A 2,930-nucleotide genomic window follows, 5' to 3' on the forward strand; every position below is an offset into this window, starting at 1 on the left:
TCCAAATTGCACACATATTAGAGCAAAAAACTTATTATTTCAAGGAAATAAAGACTGTTGGAAATATTTTGAGCGAACAGCAGTCTTTTGGACTTATGGACATAATAAAGATAAATGGATAGATCATTTAAAAGGTGTTTACGAATATAGTTTATATGTTGAAAGAAACGATTTATTAAAAAGCTTAATAGAAATTTCTAAAAATTATTTAACTGACGAAAATAATCTAAAAGATAAAAACTTTAAAACGCAAAAAGTTTATCCAAGTACTCAATTAGTACATTTTTTAATTGATAAATGGTTAGGTAACAATCCTGTAAAAGAGCTAGTATTCAATTATGGAAAAGGGTATGGAATTTATCAAAATTTAATTGATAATTGGGATGATTTTTCTAAAATAGAGTCTAAATATTGGGACGAGCTCTGCGAATATCATTTAAATGGGATTGGTTTACAGCGAGGAGAAAAATGGGAAAACGAAGAGTTTTTAACAAGTGGTTTAATTCCTATGGAATTAATTAATTTAATAAAAGTAAGAAAAAAATTAGGGCTAGATATGCCAACTATCAATAATGCTTTGTTTAATACTAATATGGCTAGAATGCCTGTTATTCCAACGGGATATAACGAAAATTATGATTTAAAATTCAAATTAATTGAACTGACCGTGAAAAATAAAAAAAAATATAGTTTACAAGACATTGAAGAATATATTTTAAAAGAGCATGGTAGTAATATAGAAATTATGAAATAAAATACATGATTTATTAAACACCAATATTAATTAAAAGAAGTTCATTGCAATAAAATCACCAATAAAGGCAATTGAGACTACACTTGGCAAGGCAATGGCATGCTTAAAAGCGTAACCAAACCTAACAACGAAACTATAAGTTTTGAGTACGATGCCTTAGGCAGACGTACTGCTAAATTAAAATCAACATCTCGCAGTATTGTCTCCCTGAGCGCAGTCGAAGGGTCTATAGATAATAAAGCAAAAATCACCCGCTTTATCTGGGACGGAAACGTACCTCTCCACGAGTGGCAATACAATTTACAAGAGAGACCAAAACTTGTAATTAAAGAAGAAGGAGTACTGAAAAAAGACAAACCAGAACCATTAGATAATTTAATCACTTGGATTTTTGACGAAGGCACTTTTAAGCCAGCGGCAAAAATAACCAAAAATGAAACGTATAGTATTATAACAGATTATTTGGGTACTCCTGTAGAAATGTATAATTCTTCTGGAGAAAAAACTTGGGAAGTTGAGTATGATATTTACGGTAAAATACGTAAGTTAGCAAAAGGTGTTGCAAGTGATTGTCCTTTTAGATATCAAGGACAGTATGAAGATGAAGAGATTGGGTTATATTATAATAGGTATCGATTCTACAGTCCTGATATTGGTGTTTATTTGAGTCAAGATCCTATTGGATTTTCAGGAGGAATGCCAAATTTATATAGTTATATAGATAATTCAAACTTTTACATAGACCCATTAGGCTTAATGCCTTGGCCAAATCCCACAAGACAAGGACATCATTTAGTGTATAAAAACAAAGCAGCTAGTGTAGGTTTAGATAACTTAGCTTCTAGTACCACTACGCCAACATATTTTTTTGATGAACCATATACTCCTGGAGCTCATGAAGAGATTCATAGAGCTCAAAAACCTCATGTAGGCTCTACACGAGGAGCATGGAATGGTACTCCAGAGGAGCTTATTGCTGCAAGTAAAAAGGGCTTAAAAGATGTAAACCATATTAAAGGTGAATTACGAATTCCAAAAACAGGAGAAGTACTTATAAAAAACGCAACGCCTCTTGAAGCATTTGAAGCTTTAGAAAAATGGCATAAAGCTCAAATGTCATGCAAATAAAGACTTTATTCTCAGAATTAAATGGTTTTGTAGTTTTTGATCAAGAATCATTCTTAAAATTTAAAATAGATAATTTTAAAAATAATGATATTCTTACTCCTTTAATCGAAACTGATTTTGGAGAAGTAATTTCAAAAAAAGGAATTGCCATTCCAATTGTTGTTGCTCAACCAGATGACTATGGATTTGTAGTAAGTATGAATAAGTTATCTTATTTAAATGAAACTCTCGTTTCTACTACAGGTTGGATAATAAATGTAAAATCAAAGGTTTGTATCTGTGGATTGGGTTATTTAAAAAAATTTATAATTGATGATTTAATAGAAAACGACAAACTTTTAGAATATGATATAAAAAGTGGCTGGGCAGAAATAGAAATTCATTGTGGAATTAATAATGACCTATTACCAATAATTGAAATTGTAATTATCCCTAAGGAAAATAAACCAAAATTTCTAGGTAATCTTGATATTATATATGATTTTTAAAAAATAGATAAAATGACTAAGTATATTTTTTATCTAGGATTACTCATAAACTCCTTCTGGAACGTTAACGACCAACTCCATAAAATTACAAACCAACTCAATAACGGGATTGTAAATTTTGGATACGACGATTTTGGCAATTTAGCCACAGCACGTTACGAGGATAAACAATTTGATTACAAATTACCAGACGAAGTTGGTAACTTATATAGAGATAAAGGCCAAAATGACAGAACCTATAATAAAGGCGGACAGTTACACAAAGCCAATGGCAATACCTATAAGTACGATGCCGAAGGTAACCTAATTACCAAAATCACCAACACAGGCAATTGGGATTACACTTGGCAAGGCAATGGCATGCTTAAAAGTGTAACCAAACCTAACAACGAAACCATAAGTTTTGAGTACGATGCCTTAGGCAGACGTACTGCCAAATTAAAATCAACATCTCGCAGTATTGTCTCCCTGAGCGCAGTCGAAGGGTCTATAGATAATAAAGCAAAAATTACACGCTTTATTTGGGACGGAAACGTACCTCTACACGAGTGGCAATACAA

At 31.6% G+C, this 2,930-nt stretch carries 3 protein-coding genes and 1 pseudogene; all 4 read left to right on the top strand.

The window, feature by feature from the left end; translation table 11 throughout:
- Nucleotides 1-754 (top strand): hypothetical protein (locus ACVC5O_RS00055; protein WP_452219424.1); only part of this gene is annotated, 754 nt, incomplete at its 5' end.
- A gap of 99 nt (nucleotides 755-853) precedes the next feature.
- Complete coding sequence (locus tag ACVC5O_RS00060; RefSeq protein WP_452219425.1) at nucleotides 854-1,882, top strand: RHS repeat domain-containing protein; 1,029 nt, start codon at nucleotides 854-856, stop codon at nucleotides 1,880-1,882.
- Nucleotides 1,873-2,370 (top strand): hypothetical protein, encoded by a 498-nt coding sequence (locus ACVC5O_RS00065; protein WP_452219426.1) that lies wholly within the window; start codon nucleotides 1,873-1,875, stop codon nucleotides 2,368-2,370. Before ACVC5O_RS00060 ends, ACVC5O_RS00065 begins: the two co-directional genes overlap by 10 nt.
- Nucleotides 2,371-2,382: 12 nt before the next feature.
- A pseudogene (locus ACVC5O_RS00070) lies at nucleotides 2,383-2,930 on the top strand (hypothetical protein); the annotation flags it as partial.

The organism is Lacinutrix salivirga, assembly GCF_053604675.1.